The organism is Streptomyces sp. BRA346 (assembly GCF_052851135.1).
The window spans coordinates 1-25,294 of the sequence record NZ_JAIWIH010000066.1 but is presented as its reverse complement, the minus strand read 5'-3'; the positions used below and the strand labels follow the sequence as shown (position 1 = coordinate 25,294).

Here is a 25,294-nt window from a genome sequence, read left to right as displayed (position 1 = left end):
CTCCTCGCTGAGAAGCGGATGAGGTGGTTGACAGCACACGTCCGGCAAGGTGGGGGGCGGGTCTGGAGTGTCTGAGGCGACGGACGGCTGGGGTGCGGGGGCTCAGGGAGCGGCGGCCGCGGCCGGGCGGCGGCTTCGTGGAGGTCGAACGGCGCCGCCCAACGCCGCCAGACCGCCCGGCTGGACGATCACGGCCACGATGACGACCGCGCCGTACACGAACTGTGCCGCTGTCGACGCGTCCAGTCCCCGCCCGCCGGCTCCGGTGACGAACGGCAGGGAATCCGCGTACCGGGAGAACAGCAGGGGCAGTGTCGTGACGAAGACCGCACCGGCGATCGCGCCACCCACGGATCCGAGGCCGCCCAGGATGACCATCACCAGATAGCTGACCGACAGGTGGAGGCTGAAGTAGTCGGGGACGGTGCGCTGGAAGGCCAGTGCCGTGAGCACACCGGCAGCGCCGGCATACATCGACGACAGTACGAAGACGGCCGCCTTGGCGCGTCGTATGTCGACGCCCATGGCGCTCGCGCCGATCTCGCTGTCTTTCATGAGCCTCAGCGCCCTGCCGGGCCGGCCGCGCAGGACGTTGCGGCCGAGCAGCGCCGCCCCGACGGTGACGACGAGGAACAGATACCACTGGCTCTCGGCGGCACCGAACGGAACGCCCAGGACGGTGACCTCCGCCTGGTCGGAGAAGGAGAACCCGCCGATCGACATCGGCACGACGGTCCGGCCCTCGAAGCCGCCGGTCACCGGCTTCATGTTCTGCAACAGATGGTGGCCGAGGAAGACCAGGCCCAGGGAGGCGATGCCCAGGTAGATGCCGCGCAGGCGGCTGGAGACCGGGCTGAACAGCAGGCCGCAGACGCCCGCCAGCAGGATGGCCAGGACCGCGGCGAGAAGCGGGGGGAGGCCGAGACCGGACACCCCGCCGCCGCTTTCTCCGGCCAGGAAGGCATAGCCGTATGCGCCGACAGCGACGAAGAAGGCATGTCCCAGGGACAATTGTCCCGCCGCGCCGAGCAGGATGGTGAGGCCGATCGCGCCGACCGCGGCCGCCATCGCGAACAGGCCCATGTTCAGCCAGAACGCGGAGACATACAGGGGCAGTGCGAGGAGGACCACCAGGGCGGCGGTCAGCACGCACAGGGCGGGCACACGCCCTGCCCTGGGGAGCCGGGACGTCTCAGGCACGGCTGACCTCCTTCGCGCCGAACAGGCCCGAGGGCCGCCACAGCAGAACGCAGATCATGATCACGTAGGCCACGACGTCCCCAAGCCCTCGCCCGAGGAAGGAGAGGGCGTCCTGGTACTCGGCGACGGTCACCTCGGCGATGCCGATGACCAGGCCGCCCACGATCGCCCCGCCGAGCGAGTCGAGGCCGCCGATGATCGCGGCGGGGAGCGCCTTGATGGCCGCGGTCCCGGTACTCACGGCCACGCCAGGGCTGGGGAACGACGCGAGACCGATGCCGGCCGCGACGGCAAGGACGCCGGCCGTCACCCAGGCACCTGCCGAGACCCGCTTGAGCCGGACACCGGCGAGCGCCGCACCCTCCCGGTCCTCGATCGAGGCGCGCATGGCCAGGCCCCAGCCGGTGTGCCGGAGAACCGCGGCGAGACCGGCGATCAGCAGCGGCACGGTGACGATCGTGATGATCACGGACAAGGGCAGGACCACTGAGCCGAAGTGGACCACGTGTCCGTCCCAGGGAGCGCCGAGTGGCAGCACGCTCTCCCCGATGCGCCAGCTCAGTTCCGCGGTGAGCACCACGTTGACCCCGATGGTGAGGATCGCCAGCGCATCATGCTTGCGGCCGTCGACCCGGGACAGCAGCAGTCGCTCCACCGCCAGCCCCAGCGTCCCGGCCGCGACCAGGCCGAGCGCCACGGCGGCCGCGAAGCCGATGTGCGGGCTGGTCTGCGCCACCACCCACACGCCGAAGAGCACAAACGAGGCGTGCGCGAAGTTCACCGTGCGGGTCGCCTTGAAGACGATGACGAAGCCCAGGGCGATCAGGGCGTACAACAACCCCAAAGACACACCGTTCAGCAGGATTTCGACTCCGCGGGTCATCACGACAACCTCTCCGCCACCTGGTCGTTTCCGGATTCCATGGGCGCTCCCAGATAGGCGCTGATCACGTCCGGATGCTGCCTTACGTGTGCCGGTGTGTCGTCCGTGACGACCTTGCCGAAGTCGAGGACGGTGATGCGGTCGGCGATCGACATGACCACTCCCATGTCGTGCTCGACGAACACCACGGTCAGACCGAGCGCGTCACGTGCCGCGGAGACCAGCCGGGCAAGTTCCGCGCTCTCCGCGGCGTTCATCCCGGCGACCGGTTCGTCGAGGATGAGCAACCGCGGCTCCAGGCACAGCGCCCGCGCGAACTCCAGGCGCTTGAGATCCCCGTAGGCGAGGCCCGCCGCCGGGCGGTCCAGAACACCGGACAAGCCGGCGAACTCCGCGATGTCGCGCACCCGCGCTTCGTGGACACGCTGTTCACCGCGGCCCAGCCCCAGTGCGGTCGCGGCGATGCCGGACCGGGTCAGCCGATGCCGTCCGACCATGAGGTTGTCGAGCGTGGACTCGACCGGTGACACGACGATGTTCTGGAAGGTTCGGGCGACTCCCCTCCGTGCCACCCGGTCCGGACGCAGGCCCGTCACCTCCTGACCGTCGACCATGATGCGGCCCGAGGCGACACGGTAGATCCCCGACAGGGCATTGAGCAGCGTTGTCTTCCCGGCACCATTGGGACCGATCACGGCGTGGATCGCTCCGGGCCGCACGGTGAATGACACGCCGTCAAGCGCGCGCAGGCCGCTGAACACCACGCTCACGTCCTCGACGCGCAGTTCCGGTGCCGTTTGCGTGTGAGTCGTCGTCATCCGGACCACCTGCTCAGCGTCGGCGTGTTTCCGGTTCCGGGCCCGGGCCGCGGTGCGGATCCGCCGGCGCCCTGGTCGGCGTGCGCGTCCGCGCCCAGGTAGAGGCGGCGCACGTCGTCGCTCTGTGCCAGTTCGTCCGTCGGTCCACTCAGCACGACCCGGCCGAGGTCGAGCACACAGGCCGAGTCGGCGACCGAAAGCGCCATCGCCGCGTTCTGCTCCACCAGCAGGACGGGGACCCCTTCCCGACGGAGCTCGCGGATGGTCTCGCCCACGAGATGCACCAGCCGCGGCGCGAGGCCGAGGGACGGCTCGTCGAGAAGCAGGAGTCTCGGTTGCGCCATCAACGCCCGGGCGATGGCGAGCATTTGCTGCTCGCCGCCGGACAGCGTCCCGCCACGGGCGCGTCGCCGCTCGGCGAGCAGCGGGAAGAGTTCGTACATCCGACGGCGTGTGCGCTCACGCACCGCCGACGACCGCACGGTGAGCGCACCGGCGTTCAGGTTTTCCTCCACCGTCAGACCGGCGAAGATGTGCCGTCCTTCCGGTACCTGTACGAGCCCGTGCGCCACGGCGCGGGCGGTGTCCGCACCGGTGATCCGCTCGCCACGGAACCGGACGGAGCCTTCGGTGACCCCGCCGCCGTACAGGCCGAGCGTGCCGGAGACGGCGCGCATGAGCGTCGTCTTGCCGGCGCCGTTGCTGCCGAGGAGCGCGACGACGCCGCTGCCGCCGACGTCCAGGGACACCCCCCGCAGAACGGGCGCGCGAGCGCCGTACCGGACGACGAGTCCATCGATTTCGAGCACGTCGGCCTCCCTTGCCGCCCTGAAGCGACGCCATGCGTCACTCATCGATCGTTCGTTAAGGCCAGCGCGAACGTAGTGTGAGCCACGTCACTCGGTCAAGGCCCCTGCACATGATCGCTTGAAGCGGCAGGAGGTCAAGAACTACGAGGTCGCCGGTTCCGCCTGGACAGGAAGGCCGGTACGGTGTTAAACGATCGTTCGATAAATCTCAGTCGGTCAGAAGACGAGGACCTTCGCATGCGTATCGGTATGACACTGGATTACAGCGGCGACTTCATCGAATCGGTCGGTGCCGTAAGGGATTTCGAGGCGGCAGGGGTCGAGATCGCCTTCCTGCCGGAGGCCTACTCGTTCGACGCCGTCAGCCGATTGGGCTACCTCGCGGCTCGTACCGAACGCCTGGAGCTCGCCTCCGGGATCCTCCCGGTCTTCACTCGTACGCCGTCGCTCCTGGCGATGACCGCCGCCAGTCTGGACGATCTCTCCGGCGGCCGGTTCACGCTGGGCCTCGGAGCGTCGGGACCGCAGGTGATCGAGGGCTTCCACGGGGTGCCGTACGACGCGCCACTCAGCCGCACCCGCGAGGTGGTGGAGATCTGCCGTCAGGTGTGGCGGGGCGAACCGGTAGTGCACCCGGGCCCGATGTACCCGCTTCCGCTTCCAGCCGAGCGGGGCACAGGGTTCGGCAAGCCCCTGAAACTCGTCAACAAGCCGGTCCGCTCCCGCATCCCCATCACCCTGGCGGCGATCGGACCGAAGAACGTCGAGCTGACGGCCGAACTCGCCGAGGGCTGGCTGCCCGTGTTCTTCCATCCCGGAAAGGCCGCCGAAGTGTGGGGAGCGGCACTGACCGCGGGGCTGGCCCGGCGCGATGCGGCCCTGGGCACGCTCGACATCACGGTGACGGCGCCTCTGGCCGTCGGCGACGACGTGGAACACCTGCTGGACCGTGCTCGGCCACGACTGGCCCTCTACATCGGGGGGATGGGCGCGCGGAACAAGAACTTCTACGCCCGGCTCGCCGGTCGGTATGGCTACGAACAGGAGGCGGCGCGCATCCAGGACCTGTACTTGTCAGGGAAGAAGCAGGAGGCCGAAGCCGCCGTTCCCGAGGAACTGTTGAGGGCCATATCCCTGGTGGGGACGAAGGAGCAGATCGCCGGACAGCTCGATGCCTTCGCTGCCGCCGGAGTGACGACCCTGTGCGTGAAGCCGCTGGCCGACACGCACAGGGAACGCCTCCACGCCGTCGAGCGACTGCGCGATATGCTGGGTTGACGTCACGCGCGCGGCACGATGCGGGCGGGGCGCCCTCAGCCGGGACGGTGCGCTTGCCGAGAATGTCATCCGCCCTGGTCGGAGGCCTGCACCGAACCTCACACTGGTCGGCCGCAGTCGCTCGAATCGACGCTCTCGCGCAGCCGGTGGTCCACACGTCATGATGATCGATCGTGCTGCTACGACTGATCTACCTCGCTATGCGTTCGCGGCGCTGCGTCTGCTACCGACGAGCGACCGGGATAAAGATGTAGAGATCCTGTCCCTGCGCCACCAGATCGCGGTCGCCACGACCGCCCGCCGTGATGACCAGCTCACCGGAGCAGGCCGGGCACGGCCAGGTGAGCGCCGCCCCGTGGTCGGCCATTTCGAGTGCGCTCGACGACGCGCTGCGCGGCGGCCGCGGCTATGCGGCATGGGCACAAGATGCTGATGGACGACCTGGGCACGCCAATGGTGCTGATGGACCAGCGCATTGGGCATACGGACAGCTTGGTGTCGGCGAACTGCTCGCACGTCACCACCGAAATACGAGTGAAGCTGTGCGACGACCGCACCAGGGCATCGCCGACGATCCCGACAAGCTAAGCCACCTCGACATACGACGCCACGACCGCCTTGGCGGCATCCTCCACGAATACAGACATGCCTCGTGACCTGCACGGATTAAGTATTCGGCAAGCACAACGTTAGCCCGCCTCGCCATACGTCGACGCGATCGCCTCGGGGGCATCCTCCACGAGTACCGGCATGCGGCGTGACCTGCACGGATGAGGTTTCCGGCAAGGGCAGGTGCGGGCGGCCCAGCTGGAGCCGACCGGTTCTGCGGCAGCGTATCCGGCGCCGAGTTCGCCGCCCTTGACCACGAGGGTGTCGCCGATGTTCACGGGACCGTAGGTGTCGCTGTTCCCTCCGGGGCCCGCCGCTGGAGCCCGGGCGGTGCGAGAGGGACGGGCGCCTGTAGCACGCCTGCGGATGCGGCCTGTGCGGCGGCGTTCACGACGTGTCGCCCTCGTTCGTCACCGCCTTGTCCAGGATCACCAGTTGGTCTCCCCTTCTGGCGATGAACGGCAGTTCCTCGTCCGGAAGGGCCGGGACGTCGCCGTCACCGGGGAACAGGTGGGCCACCACCCGCATGGCGTACTCCGACAACACCAGAGGTGTGCTGACACCGATGGTCAGGCCCAGCATCGTCTCGACCGCCGCGTCGCGGTCCCCCGCTCGGAGACTGGCCAGTCCCGCCTGCAGGGCCAGCAGCGGAGTGAACTCAGGAGCCAGGGTCCGGCCGGCCGACCAGGCGACCTCGGCGGCGGCGCACGCCTGTTCGTGCCGACCGCTACGGCTCAAGGCCTCCGCCAGGTTGGCGGTGATCACCATCCGGCCCACCTGGTCGGCGGGCCCACACCGGTCGAGCGCCTCTCCGAGCAGGTCCACGGCCTCGACCATGTCGTTCCGGGCCATCGCCTGCATCCAGCCGGTGGTGTCACCGAACTCGATGAGGTCGATCACGTTCCTTCCGTCGGGCCCGTCGGGCCGGCCACGGAGGTATCCGAGCCGGAAGGCGCGCCAGCTCGGGCGTGACAGGGACGGCAGCAAGGGCATCACGTCCGTGGCGCATTGGGCCGGTGTCGGCGGCTGGTCGAGATAGCGGGCGTCGTGCGCAAGGATGACGGCGCACCCCCGCTCGGGTGACCAGGCGAAGCTCTCCCAGCGCGCGTCGCCGTGCAGGGCACCGTTTCGGTGGCCGGTCGCGAGCAACTGAGCCACGCTGTAGGCGAGAACGCTCCGCCCGTCACCCCTGCGCAGGCGTTCCTCGATGTGCGCGGGCGATTCATCGTCGTCCCCCGGCGCCCACAGATGCACCCACTCCCGGAAGTCGGTGCGCACGGGCCGGGACCGCGACACGAGGCCGTCGGGCAGCGAGATGCCGTTGTCCGACAGCAGGTTGCGGAGGGTGGTCGCACCGGCGAGCAGGCACGGAAAAGCCTGGACGCCGAGGAGAAGTGGGAAATGCTCCCGCAGCTCGCCGGGCAGGGCGTCGAGGCCGGAGGTGACGCTCTCGTCGAAGACTTCGAGCGGCACCGCCGCACAGTCGCCGACGCGCTCCACCATGCCTTCGAGGTCGAAGAGCTCCAGGCGCTCCCGCGTACGCTTCCTCCGCAGAGGGGGGATTTCCGGTACGAGCACCACGCCACCGCTTCGGCAGATCCGCCGTACGGTGGCCAGCCAGCGCTCGTGATCGGTGTCGTCGACCACGGTGGCCGCGACCGTCGCGGATCCGAAGGTCACGTCGGTCGCGTGAGTGTCGGCGGCCGGGCCGTCGGCTCGCCGCGGGACGGAGAACCGCTCGCTCCCGGCATCGCTCGGACGGCCGGCCTCCGCGTTCTCCGGTATCTCCGCAGCCGCGTCCGGCGTCCCCGTCTCGGACGGCATGGGCATGCCCGTCATGGCGAACAACGCCCGGCCCAGCAGGAGTGACTGCTCCAAACGCGCCGGGTCGTCCGAGTCCTTGTTGACCTCTTCGAGCACGGCGGTGAAGACCTTGCGGGCTTCCGGATGGGCACGGTGCTCGGGCGTGAGGAGACCGAATGCGGTCAGGCACCCGCGGACCGCCTCGTCGAGGTCGGACCCGTCCGCCCGTACCCGGTACCGGACGAGCAGGGCGTTCGCCAGCAGCACAAGCGAGTTGAGTCGGCCGCGGTCCGCAGTCGTGTCGCGCACTGCTCCCTCATCACCCGGATCGACCTCGCTCTCGACCTCACGGGCAAGGTCGACGGCTTCGCGCAGAAAGCCCACGGCCTCGTCGAGGTCGCCTGTATCACCGGAGGACACGCCGGCGGCCGCGACGCCGAGCAGCAGAGCCTCGCCCAGCACGGACAGGCCGATCAGCCGGACGACGGGCGCTTGCCCGCGGGCGACCACGTCGCGAGCGCACCGAACGGCCTCCCGGCGATCCGCGCCGTCCCCGGACACTCGGAACCTGGACATGTACACGATGGCAGCGTGGGCCGAACACAGTGGACGGAATGGGTCGTCCTCCGCGAGGTGTCCGGCCAGGCGTCCCAGATCGGCGGCCGCCTTCGCCAGGCCCGCTAGATCACGCGAGAACAATTCCGTGCCGGAGATGCGCAGGATCAGCGGACCGTCCTCCGGACGCACGGAGTCCGTCTCCGGACGGATTTCCGCCGTGCGGGCGGCGAGTTCCGGGTCCACCAGACCCGGCGCGACCAAGTCCAGGGACATTCCCCAGATCCGTCCGAAGGACTCGAACGCCGTCAGCGATTCCCGCGCGCCCTGCTCCCCCGGCAGTTCCCTGCCCCGGCACCAGCGCAGCCAGGCGGCCGCGTGAATCGCCGCCGCGGCCTCCACCCAGTCTCGGCCCGCCGCGCCGGCGAGTTCACCGATTCTCAGGACCTCCTCGGCCGCCCGGTCGTGCAGGACAGGTTCCGGATCACGCAGTGCACGGTAGGCGCGCACGCGCCGGTCTGCCTCCGCGGTAAGGGCGGACAGCTCCTCGGTCCCCGGCTCGTCCGGCCGAGGATCCGAGGTGACGGGGTCCCGCTCGACGGGCCCTTTGTCACCGCCGGGAACGCGAAGGAGCCGTGGTGCCTCCGGGCGGTGAGGGCTCGACCGCGGGACCGGAACGGCCGGTGCCTCCTCGGGAAGCGCCGAAGGGGTCTTGTCGAGTTCGTTGCGGATGTCGGTCAGACGCTCGGCGAAATCCGGGTGCTCGGCCGACAGTCTCGTGAGATCACCGCGCACGGCGAGAAGTTGACTCCACATCACTGCCCGCCCCCGCTCGAGTTGTTCCACGGCGCGCGGGAGCCGGAGGGCGTCGACAGCGGCCGCGGCGCCGTCGCGCACCAGCCCCGGCCACTCGGTCAGCAGGCGTTCCCGCGATGTGCGTTCCAGCCCGTGCCACGCGAGCAGGGGGAGCAGTTCCACCACGTCGTAGTCGTCCACCGCCGCGCCCGGTCGCCCGCCGACTCGGACGGTGAGGTCACCGGCGGCCCGGGCGGCTTCCAGCCTGGCGTACACGTCGGCCGTCGCGCTGCGTGCCACCTTCCGCAGCAACGCGACCGCGGCGGAGGCGTCCGCGACGGAGGCGTTCACGGCGAGCCGGTCGATGAGGGCGTGAGCGACCGCCAGGGATTCGTGGGCACGGTCGGGCCGGCTGGAGACCGGCGCCTGCAGTGCGGCCCAGGCCGCGTCGACGGCCAGGTCGAGATCGCAGGGGCGGTCTTCCAAGCGGGATCTGGAGCGGAGCAGAATGCTCAGCTTGGTGAGCATGCCGGACCTCTCGGGATGGTCGGGGGCCGTGGTGTCCACCGCCGACCGGATGGTATCGATCGCCGCGGTGAGGTCCTCGGCGCGGTCGCCGCGGCGTGCCCGGAGGTACAGCGTCGAGGCGAGGTTGGACAGCGCTCCGGAGCGGTCGGGACTTCCGACCGGGCTGAGGCGAAGACACTCGGAGAGGGTCCGGTGGGCCCGCTCCACATCCTCGGGATCGTCCGTCACATCGAAGCGGGCCAGCAGCGCCACTCCAAGCGCGTTGAGGGTCGGCCGCCGCTCGATGTGCGTGTCCGGCAAGGTCTCGGCAGCCGTCTGCAGGACCTCGACCGCTTCATCGATGTCACGGACTTCCCGCACCCGCAGGAAGCGCCGGTACAGCGCGCTGCCCAGCTGACCGAGGCTGCGGCACCGGTCTCGGCTCGTCGGCGCCGCCACTTCGGCGGCTTGGCGCAGCAGCGCGATGCCGTCGTCGAGGTCCCGTGCCGAGGACTGGAGCACGGAGCGATCGAGGTGGGCGTTGCCCAGATTGGCCAGTGTGGTGGAGCGATCGGGGTGGTTCGCGTCCATGGACTCGACCGCGCCGCGGAGCAGTTCCATCGCCTCGTGGAGATCGTCTGGTGCTCCGACCCGTTCGTTGCGGGTCCGCAGGAGGACTCCGAGATTGCCCTGCACGGCGGGCCGCCCGCCATCGTCCGCGGCCAGACCGTCCAGCGCCTGGCGTCCCTGCAGGATGCCCCAGTCCAGGTCATCCGTGTTCCCGAGGTGCTCGAAGCGCCGCAGTAACCCGCTCGACAGCAACGAACGGGTCTTCGCCCGGTTCGGGCCGTCCGCCGACAGTTCGATGGCCTCCTCGAAGGCGCTGATGGCGTGCTGCAGGTCCTCGAGCCGACCGGTTCTGTCGTAACGGCACTGCAAGGTGATGCCGTGGTTCCTGAGGACCGTCGCCCGATGGCCCCGGGTCTCGGGACGAGCAGACGCGGTGACCGCTTCCCGCCCCACGTCGACGGCACGGTCCAGGTCCTCGGAGGACCCAACGAGGAGCGCGCGGTCCCGCAGGCCGACCGCGAGGTTCTGCAACAGGGCCGCCCGGTGGCGGTGATCGGGGCTGGCGAGGTCGACGGCGGCCTCGCAGAGTCGGATCGAGTCGTCGAGATCGGACCGGACACCCGTTTCCGCGTACAGCGTGGCCACGGCGTTCGCGCACCCGCTCAGGAAGCTCGGGCGGTCCCTTCCGTCGGAGAACGTCGGCTGCCTGTCCACCACACCGGGCGGGACCGGAAGCCCGAGTTCCGCCCGCGCGACCAGTACGCCCCAGAGGCCGGGGTCGGAACTGGTGATCAGGCTCGCGGCGACGAGAGGGCGCAACTGCTCCGGCACTCTCCCGGGTTCGACATCGTAGATCAGGGCGAACATGTTCCCGCTGACGACGAGGTCCTCGGCGTACTCCTCGGGACGGGCCGAATAGCGGCACCGGAAGAACTCGGCGAACACCGCTATGAACCGGGGCGGCGGATCCACGGGCCAGGTCTCCCGCACGATGTTCAGCAGTCGTTCGAACTCCTCCGGAGCCCGGTCGTCGAACACTCCGGCCGGGTCCGCGCCGTGAACCCAGCGGTCGACCCGTGCCTGCAGCGCCGACAGCAATACCTCGGCCTCATCGCTCATGCGTCCCCCGCACTCGAATCCGGCACGCGTGCGCCGAGCCCGTCCCCTGCGGCTCGCGGATCCGCAACGCGTACTGCCCCCGCCCCGGGCCGAAGAAGCTGATCGATTCGGGGCTTTCAGGACACAAGGTAGCGGAGCAGGCACCGGATTGCAGGCATCATCAGCCGAAGCGGGCCCCGCACCTCAACCGTGGCCCCGCGGCATGCCGCTCCGCCCGGCGCACCCGGGCCGGCGGTCGGGCCTGGCGGGGCCGAAACACGCTTACGCGCACGCCGCTTCACGGCGACGCCTCGGGCGTGCAGGAGTCGACGGCACGGATGCCGGTCGAACGGCTCAGGTCGAGCGTGACCTCGCCGCTGTCGGTCCTCAGGGTCAGCAGACCCGAGGCCATCCGGATCACCTCACCGCAGCGGGAGCCCGCGGGGGTGAGGATCTCCACGGAGGGCTCCTTCGCGGCGGGCCCGTACCAGGTCGTACCCACGGCCGCGACCAGCAGCGCGGTGCAGGAGAGCGCCAGCACGACGCCCCTGGACAAGGCGCTGGCGGCGCGCAGGGCCTCCGCATGGTCGGCTCCCAGCGCCGATCCGCCACCGTGAGCCCGGTACTCCTTGATCGCGGTCGCGGCCGGACGGCCGTGCGCGGCGCGCAGCAACAGCACGGCCGCCGTCGTGCCCGCCAGGAGGGCCGCCAGGAGCAGAAGGCCGACGACCGCGTCGTACGGTGAGGCCAACTGGCCGACGTCCGTGCGCCCCTTCAGCAGTCCGAAGCCGATCAGACCCGCCAGCAGGGTTCCGACGCCGTTCCGCCAGGCGAGCGCTGCCGCCCGCACGCGCGGCAAGGAGTCCTTGACCAGTTGATAGTCGTGCCGGGCGGACACCTGGTGGGCGCGGTCGGCCGCCGGGCCCGGGGTCACCCGGAGTGTCATGGCCGCTCCTCCCGCAGGATGACGTTCCAGTAGGCGCCGCAGCCGTCCTGGTCGTCCGGCCGCCCGGGGTGAGGTACGGAGCATGTGCAGATCATGGGCACCACGGGCTCCGCAGTCGCTGCCGGCGGCGCCGGATGGGGCCGCCGGCGCAGCCAGGAGCGGACGACACTGTCGATGTGGGGGAAGTCCATCGGATCGCCGCAGCGCGGGCACGGCCCCTTCAGGACCACCCCGCCCCGGGTGGGAATGGCCTGGAAGCAGGCCGCCTGTTCGGCGAACGACGGGTGGGTGATCTCCTCGTAGGGCTCCGGACCCACCCCGGTCTCGTGTGCGACCGGGGCCGTGCCGGGCCGCGATTCGGGCAGTGCAGGGGACATGTGGGGTTTCTCCCGTGTTCGGCAGGACGGCGATCCGTGTGTGCGGCGCTCTACGGCCCGATGTGGGTGAAGGGAGTCCAGAGTCTGGGCTGATCTGGCATTTCCCGTCGCAGGGCCCGCACGGCCCGGTGCAGCGCGGGTGCGGCGGCCTCGGGCCGCAGGTGTCCGTCGACGGTCATGTACCGGTACACCGCGTCGAAGACGCGTGCCGCTGTCCTGTCCTCCACGGACCACAGGGCCGCGACCACGTGCCGGTAGCCGGTGTAGTGCAGCGCGGACGCCAGTGTGATGGCTTCGTCCAGCAGGTTCACTCCACCGACGGCGGTCTTGCAGGCGGACAGGCCGGCGAACTCCCCTCGGAACTGTCGCGCCGCAAGGTCGGCGACGGTGAGCACCCCGTCGTGCAGCAGCAGGCCTCCGCGGGACGGTTCGGCGAGGTCCTGGTCGCCGTGGCAGCTGAAGTGCACCCAGCGGTGCCTCGCGAGTTCCGCCTCGACGGCTCCTCGGGTGGCTCCGGGCCCCTCCAGGAGCGTGTGGCGCCCGGCGGGGAAGAGCTCCGTGAGCGTGTCGCGTTCGGCTCCGGCGTTGCGCAACCGCGGCTGGCCCGGCACGTCGCCCACGGAGACGACGAGCATGCGTTCCTCCTCCGGCGCGCCCGCGTCGTCCGTACCGGCGTGACCGCCCGCGCCTCGTCCGGCGCGCGCCTCCGTGAGCACGCGCAGGGTGGGCGTGTACGAGGAGACGACGCGGTCGAGGACCGTACGGGGTTCCGTCTCGTCGAGGGCGGCGTCGTAGTACCCGGCCGTATGGAGGGGGAGCAGGGTGAGGGGCCCCGTGGGACACCACCACAGCCGGGGCCAGGGCCCACCGGCCGAGGCAGGCGCCCGGTGGAGACCCAGTTCGTCGAGAACCGGCGCGGCGACGCTGTCCCAGAGCCGGCGCTGGAGCGTTCCGAGCATCTCGTCCGTACGCTGCTCCGCCGTCATCAAGGCACCGGCGGCGCGCTGCTGGGCGCGGATCGCGGAGGGTCTGGGGTCGGCCCTCACCGTGTCGTGCGCCAACTGGTATTCGGACCTAGCCTGTTCGGCGGCGTGGAGGGTCTCCAGATAGGTGTTGGCCCACTCGGTCGCCCGGTCCAGCGTCAGATCGGGCAGCGCGCGGTTGCGCACGCCCTCCTCGGTCACGATCAACGCGTCACACCGCCATCGGCTCACGTTGACGACGACAACCGGGCCGCCGCTCGCGGCAGGCAACAGCGAGTCGAGGCGCGGCGACCGCAGGAAGTCCTCGAACCCCCCGAGTCCCCGTATCCGGTCGACCAGGTCATCCCACTCGCGGGCCAGAGCCATACGCCGGTCCACCGGCCCGTCCGGACTCGCCTCGATATCCGTCACACCGTCCCCTCCCCCGCTCCCGCGACTGCCCGGCACCGCCTGCGGCCCTCTCACCGCCGCCGACGGCCGGTTGGTGCCCGGCCGTCACCGGGCGGCCGCGCGCAGAGGCATGCTCCGCCGTGCCACGTCATGACTTTCCCACGATATTCCGTATGCACTCAGGTCATGTCATCACAAGAGACGCCCTGTACGGCCCCGTTCGGACAGACTGCGACGATGAGCGGCTTCGGCCACGTCGTTCACCCGGCGGCCTGAAGGGCGTCAATATTCCGATCAGGCTGCTGAGCTGGGCGTTTCCTGTGGATGGTGAGGCGGTCGGTGTGGCGTGCTGTGGTACTCGTTGAGCAGTCCGCCGAGTACTTTCTTACGCCTGACCGTTGCAGCGGGCAGGGGGATAATGTTCGGTCGTCGTCTGGAGCACGTAGGTCGAGGCTGCGGTGCGCTCGTCCGGTGTTGTAGCGCTCGGCGTACCTGGTCAGGACCGTGCGTAGGTGACGTTCGCCGGTGATGAGGAGGCGGTCGGTGTATTCTGCACGGGCTGTGCGTATCCATCGTTCCGCGAACGCGTTGGACCGTGGGCTTTGCGGCGGGGTCGGGATGACGGCTGTGCCGTTGCCGGCGAAGACGGCGTCGAATGCGGCGGTGAACTTGCTGTCCCGGTCCCGGATGAGGAACCGGAAGCACCCAGCCCTCTCCTCGAGGTCCATGAGCAGATTGCGGGCGAGTTGAGTGACCCATACGCCGGTCGAGTGGGCGGTGACGCCCAGGACATGGACGCGTCGGTTGGCAATCTCCATGACGAAGAAGACATAGAGACGCTTGAGGAAGACGGTCTCCACGTGCATGAAGTCACAGGCGAGCAGCGTGTGGTGTGCCGTTCGGAAACTCATCGCTGCTGCTCGGAGCGGGTCTGGCGTTCCATCACGGTCTGCTGGAACCCTGTCCGGGTGATCGTCCCTCTGGTGTACCAGGTGACTCGGAAGCTGCTCGCGTTCCCGGCGTTGCTGTTGCGTCGGGATGCGGCCAAGGATGCGGAACTGCTTGTGCTGCGACACGAGAACGCGGTGCTGCGCAGACAGCTCACGAGGCCTGTGCGGTACGAGCCGGCGGATCGGCTGTGGTTCGCGGCGCTGTCGTCGCTGATCCCCCGGTGCCGGTGGGCGAACGCGTTCCCGGTGACGCCCGCGACGCTGCTCGCATGGCACCGCAGGCTGATCGCTCGGAAGTGGGACTACAGCAGATGAACGCGCAATGCGAACGGGTCATCGGGACCCTGCGGCGCGAGGTCCTCGACCGCCTGCTCCTATGGAACGAAACCCATACCCGACAGATCCTCGACGCCTACGCCCAGCACTACAACCGTCATCGCCCACACCAGGCCCGGGCACAGTTCCCTCCCCTCGCCCACGAGCACCCGAAGCCCATGAGCGCTCCGACTACTCATCGGCTCCTGCACACCCGCATGCTCGGCAGCGTGATCAACGAGTACAGATACGCCGCCTGACCAGCAGCGACGAGTTTCCGAACGGCACACGTTGGTCGTGGCGAGGTGGGCCAGGCGCAGCAGCACGACAGATCATGATGCCGCCCCGGCCCTTTGCGGGTGAAGGCACTTGGGCGAATGTCGAGGAGAACCGAAGATCCGTGATCAGGCTCCCGACCTGCGTGGATGATTTATCGGCACCCGCAGGCCCAGTAACAGGAAGCAGCCCAGCAGGCGGCAGAAGATCAGATAGAGCAGTCGCAGACCCACAACCACTGATCATGCCCACCTGGGCGAGCGCAAAGCCCCAAGTCAACCACCGTACGGCAATAAAGACACCCTTCAGCCGCCCAGGCTGTCCGCCCCCGGGCCCCAGGCCGGATACGTCAACGACAAGAGCACCACACTCGAGCGACACGCAGGCAAGCAGTGCTCGTCGACCACCACGCCCAGCGCACACACAGCGGGGACATTATTCTCGCTCGCTTGGCACACTTTTTCTTCCGTCCAGGGCTCCGCAAACAGTCTCCCTACGGCGCTCCAGAGCCTGATACAGCGCTCACGCCCTGGGAGTGCCCTATCTGCCGGCAGACGCCAAGGGGCTTTGCCGCGCCTTGACTCAGACACTCCACGACGACCAGGACAGGGGCGCGCGACCTGCCTGCGAAAACCGGCCCCGGAGAAAGCACCGGCGGTCCCCGCTCCCCCTGTCGCATGGGGAGCACGGCGCCGTGCTCCCACCCCGAAAGAGGGCCGGGAACCGACAAGGGGTTCTTATGCCTCTCGATACAGAGAGCGTCCGGATCGATGGGATGACCTCAGGGGCCTACGGTTGACGACGGCACACAGGGGCTCGGTACGGCGCAGCAGATCTGCCGGATCAGGTGACGGACGAATCGGACACCGTTGACACGTCTGCGAGTTGGGAGCACGAGGGCTCCCAGAGGGCTCCCCATCGCTCCCAACCCAGACACGACAAAGGCCGCCTCCGCAACTCGCAGAAACGGCCTCCGACCTGCGAAAACGCTGGTCGGGACGACAGGATTTGAACCTGCGACCCCTTGACCCCCAGCCGCGCGACAACTCACCGCGACGAGCCGTATCACTCTGTAGCAGAAGACTCGGGGTCGTACGCCGCCGTACGGAGCAAGAGGACACCGCTCCCTGCGCCCCTCCCGAGCAGGCCCTCCTGCTGCCACACTCCTATATTCTGGCTCCTGTCGATTCCGGTCGCCCGAAAGCGCTAGGGAGGATGAGCCGTGAGGCCGGCCACCACCGAAAAGCTCCGCGCCAATGCCACGACCATTCGCCAGCTTGGACGTCGGCATGGCCTGCACTCCTTCGCCTTGAGCACCGAGCCCGGGGAACTTGTCGCCACCCTGGACGCCGACCGCTCCTACTTCGACATCACCAGCTTCGAATCAGACCTGTCCAGCATCCTCGGCGCCCTCGTGGAAGTCGTCCCACGCGGCCCCGGAGTGGAAGTCGAAGAAACCGAACCTCTGAACGACCTGCGCGGGGCGGCGTGACCAACACACGCACCGACCGTGAACGCCGGGAGTTGCTACGCCTGACCGACGCAATGGCAGCACTCGACCAAGCGCGCTCAATCCTCCGCAACGGAACACCCAAGCCAGGAAACGAGCGCCTCCTCGCCTTGGCCTACTGCATGCTCACCTTCGGCGAAATGCTCAAACAGGCATCTCACGGCACCGTGACACAGGCATACAGCGGCCCCATCGCACTGCGCGACAAACTCGCTCACGTACCACACCGCAAGCTCAACGCCGAAGTACTCGCCACCTCCGTCGAACGAGCCACGAGCGAGATCCTTCCCCTGATACAAGCCCGCATCCAGGACCTGACCAACACCACCTCCTGAGAACCGGTCCACGAGGCAAGGGCTTCTCGGCCGAGTGGGCAGGTGTCGCTGGGGCGGGGAATTTCCCGATCCCGGTCCCGGTCCCGGATCAGGAACCGGGACCGGTAGCCCGCGCCCTCAAGGTCCATGCCCTGTGGGTGCCGGAATCTGTGTCACCCTATGCGACCTGCGAGTATTCATGGATAAGGCCGCCAAGTCGGTCGCGTCGACGAATGCGAGTGTTGTCCCTGACGATGGGCGGCTCGGGGCTGGTGAGTTGGTCTGGTGGCCGTTGTCCGAGGAATCGGTGCGGCCGGTGTCTGTTGTAGTGCTTCGCGTACTCGCCGACGACGAGACGCAGGTGGCGTTCTCCGGTGATCAGGACGCGGTCGGTTGCCTCGCGTCGGCATGATCCGATCCAGCGTTCGGCGATGGCGTTCATCCGTGGTACAGCGGGCAGTGTGGGTATCACGCGTATGCCTTCCGCCTGGAAGGCGGCGTCGAAGCTGTCGGTGAAGTAGGCGCCGCGGTCCCGAATGAGGAAGCTGATCGACTCTGCACGGTCACCGAGGTCCATGAGGTAGTTCCGCGCTTGCTGGGTGATCCAGGGGCCGGTCGGGTGCCGGGTGACGCCGGCGATGTGCACGCGGCGGGTGCCGTGGTCGATGAAGAACAGCACGAACCAGCGCCGCAGGAAGACCGTGTCGATGTGGAAGAGTTCGGTGGCCACGATGGCGGAGGCCTGGGCTTTGAGGAAGGCGGGCCAGGACTGGTTGGTGCGCTGGGGTGCGGGGTCGATCCCGGCCTTCTGCAAGATCTCCCAGACGGTCGAGGCGCCGAGTTTCCGTCCCAGGCCGAGCAGTTCACCGTGGATCCGTCGATATCCCCACCCCGGGTTCTCCCGTGCGAGGCGCAGGACCAGCTGCCGCAGTGCTTCCGGCGTCGGTGGTCGGCCTGGACGGCGGTGTGGATAGGTCCACTTCCGGGCGACGAGGCGTGCATGCCAGCGCAGGACCGACCGTGGAGTGACCAGCAACGCCAGCCGTGCACGCTGGTGCTTGTTCACCATCCGGAGCAGCGCTGCCATGACAGCCCGATCGCTCCAGGAAAATTGAGGTCGTGGCTGGGTGCGTTGCGCGACAGTGAGCTGGTGCCGGAGCATCAAGATCTCGACGTCTTTCGCCGCACTTGACCGGGCCAGCAGCGCAAGCCAGCGGAAGAGCTGGCACGCGAGCTGATAGACCAGACGTATCGCCACGACCCAGCATGATGCCGCACAGCACTCGCTGGCTTCCTGTGCTCTGGCAGATCCGAACCCGCAGGTCACCTCGGGTGACACAGTTTCCGGCACCCACAGGCCTCGGCCTGGGATGCGAGGAACTCGCGCCATGTCGGCCCGGCGCGACGGGGAGCCGGGTCGACACCGGCTGCCGTCAAGATCTTCCATACCGTGGACGCGCCGATCCTGTGGCCCAGCCGGTCGAGCTCTCCCTGGATCCTGCGGCAGCCCCAGCGCGGATTCTCCCGTGCCAGCCGCAGCACCAACCCCTTCACGGCTTTCGCTGTCGCCGGCCGGCCCGGCTTGATGGGGCACTCACTGTAGTCCCACCTGCGTGCAACGAGACGCCGATGCCAGCCGACCAACGTCCCTGGTGCCACAGGGAACACCTGCGCCCAGCGGCGCCACGGTATCAGCGAGGACAATGCCGCGAACCACAACCGGTCCGCCCACTGATAGCGCACCGGACTCGCAAGTTGCCTGCGTAGCACCCCGTTCTCGTGCCGGAGCACGAGCAACTCAGCATCTCTGGCCATCCGCCGACGCAGCAGCACCGCTGGGACCGACAGAAGCTTCCGCGTGACCCGATAAACCAGTGAAACGATCACCTGGACAGGATCCCAACACGCCCCCTGATTCCGCCATACCGCCTACGACCTGCAGCGACGCATTTCTGAACGGCACACGCTCGCCTGGAGCATGCACGCCCGCCGCCACGCACGTGATTACGAACGGCTCGTCCAGCACTCCGAAACCCTCATCACCTGGGCCGCCATCACCCTCATGCCCCGTCGCCTCACCCGACGACGGAGCGTCCCTCAACGCCTTCCACAACCCCGTGTCCGCTCGCGCATTCAGCTTGACCTTGACTGCGTGCATACGACGAATCGTTCGACACCTATCGACGCCAGGTCGATAGTCTGGTGGCCAGCGTTCCGCCGTGGCTGGTATCGGGGCAATTCACCAGCACAGGGCAGGTCAAACTGCATTGCCCGCACCAACCTTCGGCTCCTCACCGTCGCCTGGCAGCACGACCTTCACGGAGTCGAGGCTGCGATCCTTCTCGCTGCTTATGAAGCCGCCACCGGCGACCCACGTCATCACCATCATGCTCCCCACCACGGCAATCTTCTGAGAGCGCGGCATGTCGCTACCCCAGAGATACGACAGATAGGCCAAGATCGGGAGCTGCAGTACTGAAAATTTCAACCAGGCACGATCCCAGCGAGGTTGTGGGGGGACGGCCCTTCCCGGAAGGGTCACCTCGACCCGCTGGAGCAGCGGAAGAATCTGGTTCTTCTTGGTCATGTGCCACCGCCCCACGCTGGTCAGGCGCGATTCCGCGGTGGGGTCGAAGGGCACGAACGTCGCCGTCCAGTCGTCGCCGAAGCGGATGACACCCCGGAGTGGCGGAGCCTGCCTTAGCTTCCTCGGGCGGTGCAGGCTAGGGCGGTCGGGGAGGGACGGCGGCGGTGGCAGCGTCTCTCCCCTGCAGCGCAGGTCCGCCGCACGCCGCGAAAAGTACTCGGCCGCCGCCTCGCGGAAGCGGTCGTAGGCGCCAGCCCCATCGGTGACGAGCAGTACGAGACGGGACGGAGGGAGGAGGCGCACAGCCTCGGAGTACTCCCAGAGGGTGCCCTTGGCGCGCGCCGGGTCGCCGACGATGCCGGCGGACAAGATCACCAGCCGAGCTCGCTGCATCGCGTCGCTGACCTCTGGCTTCCATGCGTCCCCGTCCTTCGGCAGATAAAAACGCCAGGCCCCCGGGCGTGGAAACTGTTCCTCAGGATGCCCGACCGCCACCACCTGGCCGAGGCGCTGAAACAGCCAGATGATCCGTTCCTCCCGCGTAAAGTCAGCCTCGCGGCCGTACCCGAAGTGCGAGGCCAGCGAGGTCAGCACGTTCCAGGCGCCAGCTCGATCGGTCTGGTACATCCTGTGATCGGTGTCGAAGGGGCGCAAATACAGGATGTACCGATGCTCGTCTAGCTCCTGCCGGCCACTCAGTGTGGGCAGCATCTGGGAGAGCCCTTCTTTCCGGGCAGTCCTGCGCGCGTTGACACCTACCACCAGCATGAAGACTAGGAACGCAACGAGCGCCCCATGAAGGGGGGCCACCTCTCCCCGATCGATACTTGTGGCAACCACCGTTACAACTAGTGTGATGCTCACCGTCTCTAAGAAACTCAGCCAGAAGCGCGGCATGCTTAGGCGCCAGTGGCGCCAGTTCAGTCGGTCGTCTGCCGGATTCTCGTCCCTGCCGTCTTTGTGCATCGTAGCCACGAGGGCCCTCCCGTCACGACTCTCAGACACTACCGCTGCCTGACGGTAGCGGTCAGCTGGCGGGAGGAGCTCCGCGGTCACGGATCTCCCGCCCGCCCTTCAGGGAACGGCCACAGAGACTCAGGACCGGCGGACCGCGCCCTCGGGCCACACTGTGCGGACGGGGACGCCGGCAGCGCGCGCCGCCTGGACCGAGTCCGCCGTGCCGCCACCGCGCCCGGAAGGCGGCGTGCCATCCCAGACCGCGATCAGAATGTCCGCCCGGCGGAGCAGTTCCGCGTTGGCGGCCTCGTACGCCCCCCGGCCCGCCTCCTCGAACGGAAGGGTGACCACCTCCGACGCCGCCGCGAGCAGGCTGTCGAAGACAGGCGCGTGATCGGACGTGACATGAGCCGAGCGGTAGTCCTGCGACGGCACCACAGCAACGAGCAGACCGCCCGCATCCCGGACAGCCTCCGCGAACAGAGAATCCGCGCCGGGCGCGAGGCACGATACCCCTACGAGGCCCTCCCCGGCGGTCTCCGTCGTGGCGAGCAGCTCGCGCAGCGCCGCACGGACGATCTCACAAGTCGACGGGGTGAGGTCCATGTGGCCGGTCACGGCAAGGGTCGGCATTGCGCGACGGTACCGCACGCGCTTTACCGAACGCGCCAGCGAGCGCCGGTCACAGGACCAGGGCGCAGAAGCCCAGGAGGTAGGAGAAGCAGAAAAGGACCGGCACCCACTGCTCGACATGCGTCAGAGGCAGGTATGTGCGCCAGTCTCGGCCCTGGCGGAGCGCGCCCCACTCAGCCCGGGAGTACGCGAACGCCGGCAGCCGCTCTTCCAGGGCACCGATCACCGCGTACTTGGCGGCGTTGAGCTGCCGGTACGAGCGCACCATCACGAACCAGGCAACGCACTGACCCAGCATGATCGCCAGGCCGGCCAGGAGTAACCAGGCCGATGCGCTGGCTAGTGCACGGCCCGAGACCGCCGCCACGACCGCCACCACCGCGCTGTTGAGCGACAGGAAGAAGGTGTTGGCGAGGTTGCGTCGGGCGCTGACCCGGTCGGCCATCTCGACGTACAGCTTGTACTGCTCAAGCACCGCCTGCCGGTACTGCTCGTTGTCCGCGGCGTAGCTCGAAGGGCCCAATTCGACGTTCCATAACGCGTCCCTGATGCCATCACTCATGTCGGCAGCATGGCGCACGGGCGCCACTCCAGGTGCGTCAACGAGCCATCGGCTGGGACGGGTCGAGGCGCCACGCGAGGCTGTCTACGAGGGAGCACAAGCCAGACTGCCGCTCCACGTGGTAACTCTCGGGTGTCGACGGTCATGGCTTTCCCCACCTCATGTGGGTTCGGCGTCAGGTAATTCCCCACCCTGGCGGTCACGTTTCCCCATGAGGACGACGGTCGCGCCGGGCGACGTGTCGGCTCCCGCTGTCATCCGCCTGCTGGCGGCTCAGCGGCAAGGCATGCCCATGAAAAGGGATTGCTCGCCCGATGAGGGTGTGCCGTCGTAGAGCGTCGTGTCCAGCCCGCAGAAGCTGAATCCCATACGCCGGTAGGCGTGGATCGCCGGGGCGTTGATGTTGGTGACTTCCAGCCAGATGTGCCCGGCACCGCGCTCACGGGCGAACTCGGCGGCGTGGCCCACCAAGGCACGGCCGACGCCCTGGCCTCGATGGGCTGGAGCGACTTCGATGTCCTCGATGGTCAGCCGCCGGTTCCACGGAGCGTAGGAGACGACGGCGAAGCCTGCCAGACAACCGTCAGCGCCGACGGCGACGAAGGTGCGGCTGTTCGGTCCTCCTGGGCCGCGGGGTCGTCGCCGTCGTCGGTGTCCTCCGCTGGGAAGACTTTGTGGATGGGCGGGTCCACCGGGATCTCCTGGAGGGCGAACCCGTCCTCGGTGACGGCCACGTGGAAGATAGTGCGGGTGGTGAAGGATCCGTCGAGTGCCTCGATAGCCTCGGTGTCCTCAGGCCGGGCAGTGCGGAACTCGTAGTCCATGTCGTCAACGGTCGTCATGGCATGAACCTACGATCAGTCTGACCGGCATGGATCGGGTTTCGGGGTGGCTTGGAAACCAGGCCGCCTGGGGCAGACCGCAGTGACCACCAAGCCCTGGATAAAACAATGCATCACGCCCTTATCGAAGATCAATTTTCCCTGTCTAGGGTGGTTTGAGCGCTACGCGGCCATCTATCACGAATCCTCCTTATTGGTCATGGGTAGCGCGGAGTCCGGGACCGAGGGACCTGGTCGTCGCGGAGCTGCCCATGTTCCTCGTCCCGTGGTTCGGAAGGCCGATGGGCAGCCCGGATGGCGAGGAGAACGTTCGTCGTGGTCGACATCACTGAGATCCACTGGTACGCAGGCCGCTCGAAGAGCGCGCTGGCCGCGTCGCTGGGGGTGGACCGCAAGACGGTCAGAAAGTACCTGGCCCCGGCGGAGGCGTCCGGGATCACCCCGGGCGGGCCGCCGATGAGCGAGGCCGACTGGTCGAAACTGGTCAAGGAGTGGTTCCCGGGACTGGCAGACAGACGGCTGCGGCAGGTGACCTGGCCGGAGATCGACAAGCACCGCGACTACATCAAGAACCTGCTGGGAACGGTGACCGTCTCGACGATCCACCAGCGACTGCGCGACGAGCACAAGCTCCAGGTGTCGATCTCCTCCTTCCGCCGCTGGGTGCACGCCACACTGCCGGACGAGGCGGCGAAATCACAGGTCACCGTCCTGCGGGACGAAGTCGAGCCCGGTTCGGAGGCCCAGATTGACTACGGCTTCCTCGGGCAGTGGATCAACCCACGCACGGGCCGACGGCACCGAGTCTGGGCGTTCGTGATGGTGCTGCCCTGCTCGCGGCACATGTTCGTGCGTCCGGTGCTGCACCTGGACCAACAGGCATGGACCGAGGCACACGTCGCGGCCTTCCGGTTCTTCGGCGGTGTCCCGCGCCGGCTCGTGCCGGACAACCTCAAAACCGGCGTCGACAAGCCCGACCTCTACGACCCGAAAATCAACAAGGCGTATGCCGAACTCGCCACCCATTACGGCGCGTTGGTCGACCCAGCCCGGGCATCGAAGCCGAAGGACAAGCCCAGAGTGGAGCGGCCCATGCCCTATGTCCGCGACTCGTTCTGGCGGGGACGGGAGTTCACCTCAATCGAGCACATGCAGGCCGAGGCCGTGACCTGGAGCCGGCAGGTCGCCGGACGTCGCCAGTGCCGGCCACTGGACGGCGCCGCCCCGCTTGCGGTGTTCGAGGCACTGGAAGCAGCCGAGCTGCTGCCGCTGCCACCCACCCCGTTCGTCCTGGCCCGCTGGTCGAGGGCGACCGTCGGCCCGGACATCCACATCAAGGTCGGCCGCACGCTCTACTCTGTGCCTTGGAAGCTGTGCGCCTGCCGAAAAACCCTGTGCCGTTCAGAAACGCGTCACTGCTGGTCATGCTGCGTACCCTGTACTCATTGATCAGCCCTACAACGAGCCCAGACCACCCCACCGCGCTCTCGCAAGGGCCGCACCACTCCGTCCACTACCCGATCCGATGAGACCCCGACCAGCTTGCCTATCTCGGCATCAGTCGATCATCTCGGCGCCTCCTGCACGAGTACCAGCATGCCGCGTGACCAGCATGGACGCAGTTCTTGGCACCTACAAGCATATGGGCACCGGCCAGCCGGTGATCAGCGTGGACACGAAGAAGAAGGAACTCGTCGGCGACTACAAGAACGCGGGCCACCAGTGGCGGCCGGCGAGTCGGCCTTGACCAAGACACACGACTTCCTGGACCGGCAGGGACCGGGCAAGGTCTTCGGGCCGGCGCTGGCGGTGATTCCCTATGGGTGGGAGGAGGAAGCGATCACCATCGCCAACAGCAGCAAGTACGGACTGGGGCGGAACGGTGTGGACGGCCGACCCCGATCGCGGTGAGGCGCTGGCCCGCAAGGTCAGTTCCGGCACCATAGAAGTCAACGCCTATGCCAACGGGCGCACCGCGCCGTTCGGCGGTGTCAAGAACAGCAGCAGAACGACAACACACCAATCTCCCGGCATGACCGGCTCCGTGGCCTCATCCACGAATACAGGCAGGTCGCATAGGGTGACACAGTTTCCGACACTCACACCCCCCGTCGGCTGTCTCGCCACAGCGCTCCAGAGCCGGATACGGCACTCGCGCCCTGGGAGTGACCTATCTGCCGGCGGACGCCAAGGGGCTTTGCCTCGCCTTGACGCAGGTCGCTCGCAACGACCAGGACGCCCGCGTGCGACCTGCCTGCGAAAACCGACTCAGCGACATCACCGACAGTCCCCCCCATCCCTGTCGCATGGGGAGCGCGACTCCGTGCTCCCACCCTGAAAGGAGGTCGAGAGCCGACAAGGGCCCTTATGCCTCTAGGTGCGAAGAGCATCCGAATCGACGGAGTGACCGCAGGGGCCTACGGTTGACGACGGCACACAGGGGCTCGGTACGGCGCCGCAGGTCTACCGGATCGGGTGACGGACGAATCGGACACCGTTGACACGTCCGCGAGTTGGGAGCACGAGGGCTCCCAGAGTGCTCCCCATCGCTCCCAGCCCAGGCACGACAAAGGCCGCCTCCGCTACCCGCGGAAACGGCCTCCGACCTGCGAAAACGCTGGTCGGGACGACAGTGTGCTCGCTCAGGACATCGGAATGGGGTGTCTCAAGACATCGGCATGACCTCGGGGGCAGGGTCTGGCGATGTCGAAGAGGCGTCTGGTGATC

At 68.1% G+C, this 25,294-nt stretch carries 20 protein-coding genes and 7 pseudogenes; 11 read left to right on the top strand and 16 right to left on the bottom strand.

The window, feature by feature from the left end; genetic code table 11:
* Nucleotides 1-102: 102 nt before the first annotated feature.
* From LCH29_RS41645 to LCH29_RS41630, 4 genes are read right to left on the bottom strand one after another with little or no spacing between them, the layout of a single operon-like run.
* Nucleotides 103-1,200 (bottom strand): branched-chain amino acid ABC transporter permease, encoded by a 1,098-nt coding sequence (locus LCH29_RS41645; RefSeq protein WP_446466881.1) that lies wholly within the window; start codon nt 1,198-1,200, stop codon nt 103-105.
* Nucleotides 1,193-2,083: a branched-chain amino acid ABC transporter permease gene (locus LCH29_RS41640; RefSeq protein WP_446466880.1), complete on the bottom strand. Its 891-nt coding sequence runs from the start codon at nt 2,081-2,083 to the stop codon at nt 1,193-1,195. The genes LCH29_RS41645 and LCH29_RS41640 overlap by 8 nt, the downstream gene beginning before the upstream one ends.
* Nucleotides 2,083-2,901: an ABC transporter ATP-binding protein gene (locus LCH29_RS41635; protein ID WP_446466895.1), complete on the bottom strand. Its 819-nt coding sequence runs from the start codon at nt 2,899-2,901 to the stop codon at nt 2,083-2,085. Before LCH29_RS41635 ends, LCH29_RS41640 begins: the two co-directional genes overlap by 1 nt.
* The gene (locus LCH29_RS41630; RefSeq protein WP_446466879.1) at nt 2,898-3,755 is read right to left on the bottom strand and encodes an ABC transporter ATP-binding protein; all 858 of its coding nucleotides are present in this window, start codon (nt 3,753-3,755) and stop codon (nt 2,898-2,900) included. Before LCH29_RS41630 ends, LCH29_RS41635 begins: the two co-directional genes overlap by 4 nt.
* A 192-nt stretch (nt 3,756-3,947) precedes the next feature.
* Between LCH29_RS41630 and LCH29_RS41625 the strand changes: the two genes are divergently transcribed.
* Entirely contained in the window at nt 3,948-4,988 is a 1,041-nt protein-coding gene (locus tag LCH29_RS41625; protein ID WP_446466878.1) for an LLM class F420-dependent oxidoreductase, read from the top strand.
* A 548-nt stretch (nt 4,989-5,536) separates the two neighbouring features.
* Nucleotides 5,537-5,644 (top strand): annotated as a pseudogene (locus LCH29_RS41620) (integrase core domain-containing protein); the annotation flags it as partial.
* Nucleotides 5,645-5,776: 132 nt separating this feature from the next.
* Here the strand turns inward: LCH29_RS41620 and LCH29_RS41615 are convergent.
* From LCH29_RS41615 to LCH29_RS41590, 6 genes and pseudogenes are all read right to left on the bottom strand, one after another.
* Nucleotides 5,777-5,896, bottom strand: a pseudogene (locus tag LCH29_RS41615) (bifunctional metallophosphatase/5'-nucleotidase); the annotation flags it as partial.
* Nucleotides 5,897-5,984: 88 nt separating this feature from the next.
* The gene (locus LCH29_RS41610; protein ID WP_446466877.1) at nt 5,985-10,946 is read right to left on the bottom strand and encodes a hypothetical protein; all 4,962 of its coding nucleotides are present in this window, start codon (nt 10,944-10,946) and stop codon (nt 5,985-5,987) included.
* 277 nt (nt 10,947-11,223) lie between these two features.
* Nucleotides 11,224-11,871, bottom strand: coding sequence for a hypothetical protein (locus LCH29_RS41605; protein ID WP_446466876.1), 648 nt, complete (start codon nt 11,869-11,871; stop codon nt 11,224-11,226).
* Nucleotides 11,868-12,248, bottom strand: a complete 381-nt coding sequence (locus LCH29_RS41600) for a hypothetical protein (RefSeq protein ID WP_446466875.1) — start codon at nt 12,246-12,248, stop codon at nt 11,868-11,870. Before LCH29_RS41600 ends, LCH29_RS41605 begins: the two co-directional genes overlap by 4 nt.
* Nucleotides 12,249-12,298: 50 nt before the next feature.
* A complete protein-coding gene (locus tag LCH29_RS41595; protein ID WP_446466874.1) occupies nt 12,299-13,642 on the bottom strand; it encodes a CHAT domain-containing protein in 1,344 nt (447 codons plus the stop codon).
* A gap of 239 nt (nt 13,643-13,881) precedes the next feature.
* Complete coding sequence (locus LCH29_RS41590) at nt 13,882-14,487, bottom strand: integrase core domain-containing protein (protein WP_446466873.1); 606 nt, start codon at nt 14,485-14,487, stop codon at nt 13,882-13,884.
* On the opposite strand from LCH29_RS41590, the gene LCH29_RS41585 reads away from it, so the two are divergent.
* From LCH29_RS41585 to LCH29_RS41570, 4 genes are all read left to right on the top strand, one after another.
* Entirely contained in the window at nt 14,482-14,886 is a 405-nt protein-coding gene (locus LCH29_RS41585) for an integrase (protein WP_446466872.1), read from the top strand. The genes LCH29_RS41590 and LCH29_RS41585 overlap by 6 nt on opposite strands.
* Nucleotides 14,883-15,146, top strand: coding sequence for an integrase core domain-containing protein (locus LCH29_RS41580; RefSeq protein WP_446466871.1), 264 nt, complete (start codon nt 14,883-14,885; stop codon nt 15,144-15,146). The genes LCH29_RS41585 and LCH29_RS41580 overlap by 4 nt, the downstream gene beginning before the upstream one ends.
* 1,238 nt (nt 15,147-16,384) lie before the next feature.
* Nucleotides 16,385-16,654: a hypothetical protein gene (locus LCH29_RS41575; RefSeq protein ID WP_446466870.1), complete on the top strand. Its 270-nt coding sequence runs from the start codon at nt 16,385-16,387 to the stop codon at nt 16,652-16,654.
* Nucleotides 16,651-17,007, top strand: coding sequence for a hypothetical protein (locus LCH29_RS41570; protein ID WP_446466869.1), 357 nt, complete (start codon nt 16,651-16,653; stop codon nt 17,005-17,007). The genes LCH29_RS41575 and LCH29_RS41570 overlap by 4 nt, the downstream gene beginning before the upstream one ends.
* Before the next feature lie 157 nt (nt 17,008-17,164).
* Here the strand turns inward: LCH29_RS41570 and LCH29_RS41565 are convergent, their stop codons facing one another.
* Nucleotides 17,165-18,244: an integrase core domain-containing protein gene (locus tag LCH29_RS41565; protein ID WP_446466868.1), complete on the bottom strand. Its 1,080-nt coding sequence runs from the start codon at nt 18,242-18,244 to the stop codon at nt 17,165-17,167.
* 98 nt (nt 18,245-18,342) lie between these two features.
* Nucleotides 18,343-18,873, bottom strand: a pseudogene (locus LCH29_RS41560) (integrase core domain-containing protein); the annotation flags it as partial.
* 76 nt (nt 18,874-18,949) lie between these two features.
* Between LCH29_RS41560 and LCH29_RS41555 the strand changes: the two are divergent.
* Nucleotides 18,950-19,069, top strand: a pseudogene (locus LCH29_RS41555) (IS5-like element IS4811 family transposase); the annotation flags it as partial.
* Between the two features lie 174 nt (nt 19,070-19,243).
* Here LCH29_RS41555 and LCH29_RS41550 read toward each other — a convergent pair.
* From LCH29_RS41550 to LCH29_RS41535, 4 genes and pseudogenes are all read right to left on the bottom strand, one after another.
* Nucleotides 19,244-20,548 (bottom strand): hypothetical protein, encoded by a 1,305-nt coding sequence (locus LCH29_RS41550; RefSeq protein WP_446466867.1) that lies wholly within the window; start codon nt 20,546-20,548, stop codon nt 19,244-19,246.
* Nucleotides 20,549-20,668: 120 nt separating this feature from the next.
* On the bottom strand, nt 20,669-21,163 hold the full coding sequence (locus tag LCH29_RS41545; RefSeq protein ID WP_446466866.1) for a hypothetical protein: 495 nt from the start codon (nt 21,161-21,163) through the stop codon (nt 20,669-20,671).
* A 49-nt stretch (nt 21,164-21,212) separates the two neighbouring features.
* Entirely contained in the window at nt 21,213-21,725 is a 513-nt protein-coding gene (locus tag LCH29_RS41540; RefSeq protein WP_446466865.1) for a RipA family octameric membrane protein, read from the bottom strand.
* Nucleotides 21,726-21,998: 273 nt separating this feature from the next.
* Nucleotides 21,999-22,567: pseudogene (locus LCH29_RS41535) on the bottom strand (GNAT family N-acetyltransferase).
* 315 nt (nt 22,568-22,882) lie between these two features.
* Here LCH29_RS41535 and istA point away from each other — a divergent pair.
* From istA to LCH29_RS41515, 4 genes and pseudogenes are all read left to right on the top strand, one after another.
* A pseudogene (gene istA / locus LCH29_RS41530) lies at nt 22,883-23,953 on the top strand (IS21 family transposase); the annotation flags it as partial.
* Nucleotides 23,954-24,209: 256 nt separating this feature from the next.
* A pseudogene (locus tag LCH29_RS41525) lies at nt 24,210-24,311 on the top strand (ISAzo13-like element transposase-related protein); the annotation flags it as partial.
* A complete protein-coding gene (locus LCH29_RS41520) occupies nt 24,311-24,478 on the top strand; it encodes an aldehyde dehydrogenase family protein (protein WP_446466864.1) in 168 nt (55 codons plus the stop codon). The pseudogene LCH29_RS41525 and the gene LCH29_RS41520, both read left to right, overlap by 1 nt.
* Nucleotides 24,450-24,905, top strand: a complete 456-nt coding sequence (locus tag LCH29_RS41515) for a hypothetical protein (RefSeq protein ID WP_446466863.1) — start codon at nt 24,450-24,452, stop codon at nt 24,903-24,905. The genes LCH29_RS41520 and LCH29_RS41515 overlap by 29 nt, the downstream gene beginning before the upstream one ends.
* The last annotated feature ends 389 nt before the right edge of the window (nt 24,906-25,294 follow it).

Coding starts and splice junctions, on each gene's coding strand:
- LCH29_RS41640 (WP_446466880.1), bottom strand. CDS start 2,083: ATGACCCGCGGAGTCGAAATCCTGCTGAACGGTGTGTCTTTGGGGTTG.
- LCH29_RS41635 (WP_446466895.1), bottom strand. CDS start 2,901: ATGACGACGACTCACACGCAAACGGCACCGGAACTGCGCGTCGAGGAC.
- LCH29_RS41630 (WP_446466879.1), bottom strand. CDS start 3,755: ATGAGTGACGCATGGCGTCGCTTCAGGGCGGCAAGGGAGGCCGACGTG.
- LCH29_RS41625 (WP_446466878.1), top strand. CDS start 3,948: ATGCGTATCGGTATGACACTGGATTACAGCGGCGACTTCATCGAATCG.
- LCH29_RS41610 (WP_446466877.1), bottom strand. CDS start 10,946: ATGAGCGATGAGGCCGAGGTATTGCTGTCGGCGCTGCAGGCACGGGTC.
- LCH29_RS41605 (WP_446466876.1), bottom strand. CDS start 11,871: ATGACACTCCGGGTGACCCCGGGCCCGGCGGCCGACCGCGCCCACCAG.
- LCH29_RS41600 (WP_446466875.1), bottom strand. CDS start 12,248: ATGTCCCCTGCACTGCCCGAATCGCGGCCCGGCACGGCCCCGGTCGCA.
- LCH29_RS41590 (WP_446466873.1), bottom strand. CDS start 14,487: ATGCACGTGGAGACCGTCTTCCTCAAGCGTCTCTATGTCTTCTTCGTC.
- LCH29_RS41580 (WP_446466871.1), top strand. CDS start 14,883: ATGAACGCGCAATGCGAACGGGTCATCGGGACCCTGCGGCGCGAGGTC.
- LCH29_RS41545 (WP_446466866.1), bottom strand. CDS start 21,163: ATGCCGACCCTTGCCGTGACCGGCCACATGGACCTCACCCCGTCGACT.
- LCH29_RS41540 (WP_446466865.1), bottom strand. CDS start 21,725: ATGAGTGATGGCATCAGGGACGCGTTATGGAACGTCGAATTGGGCCCT.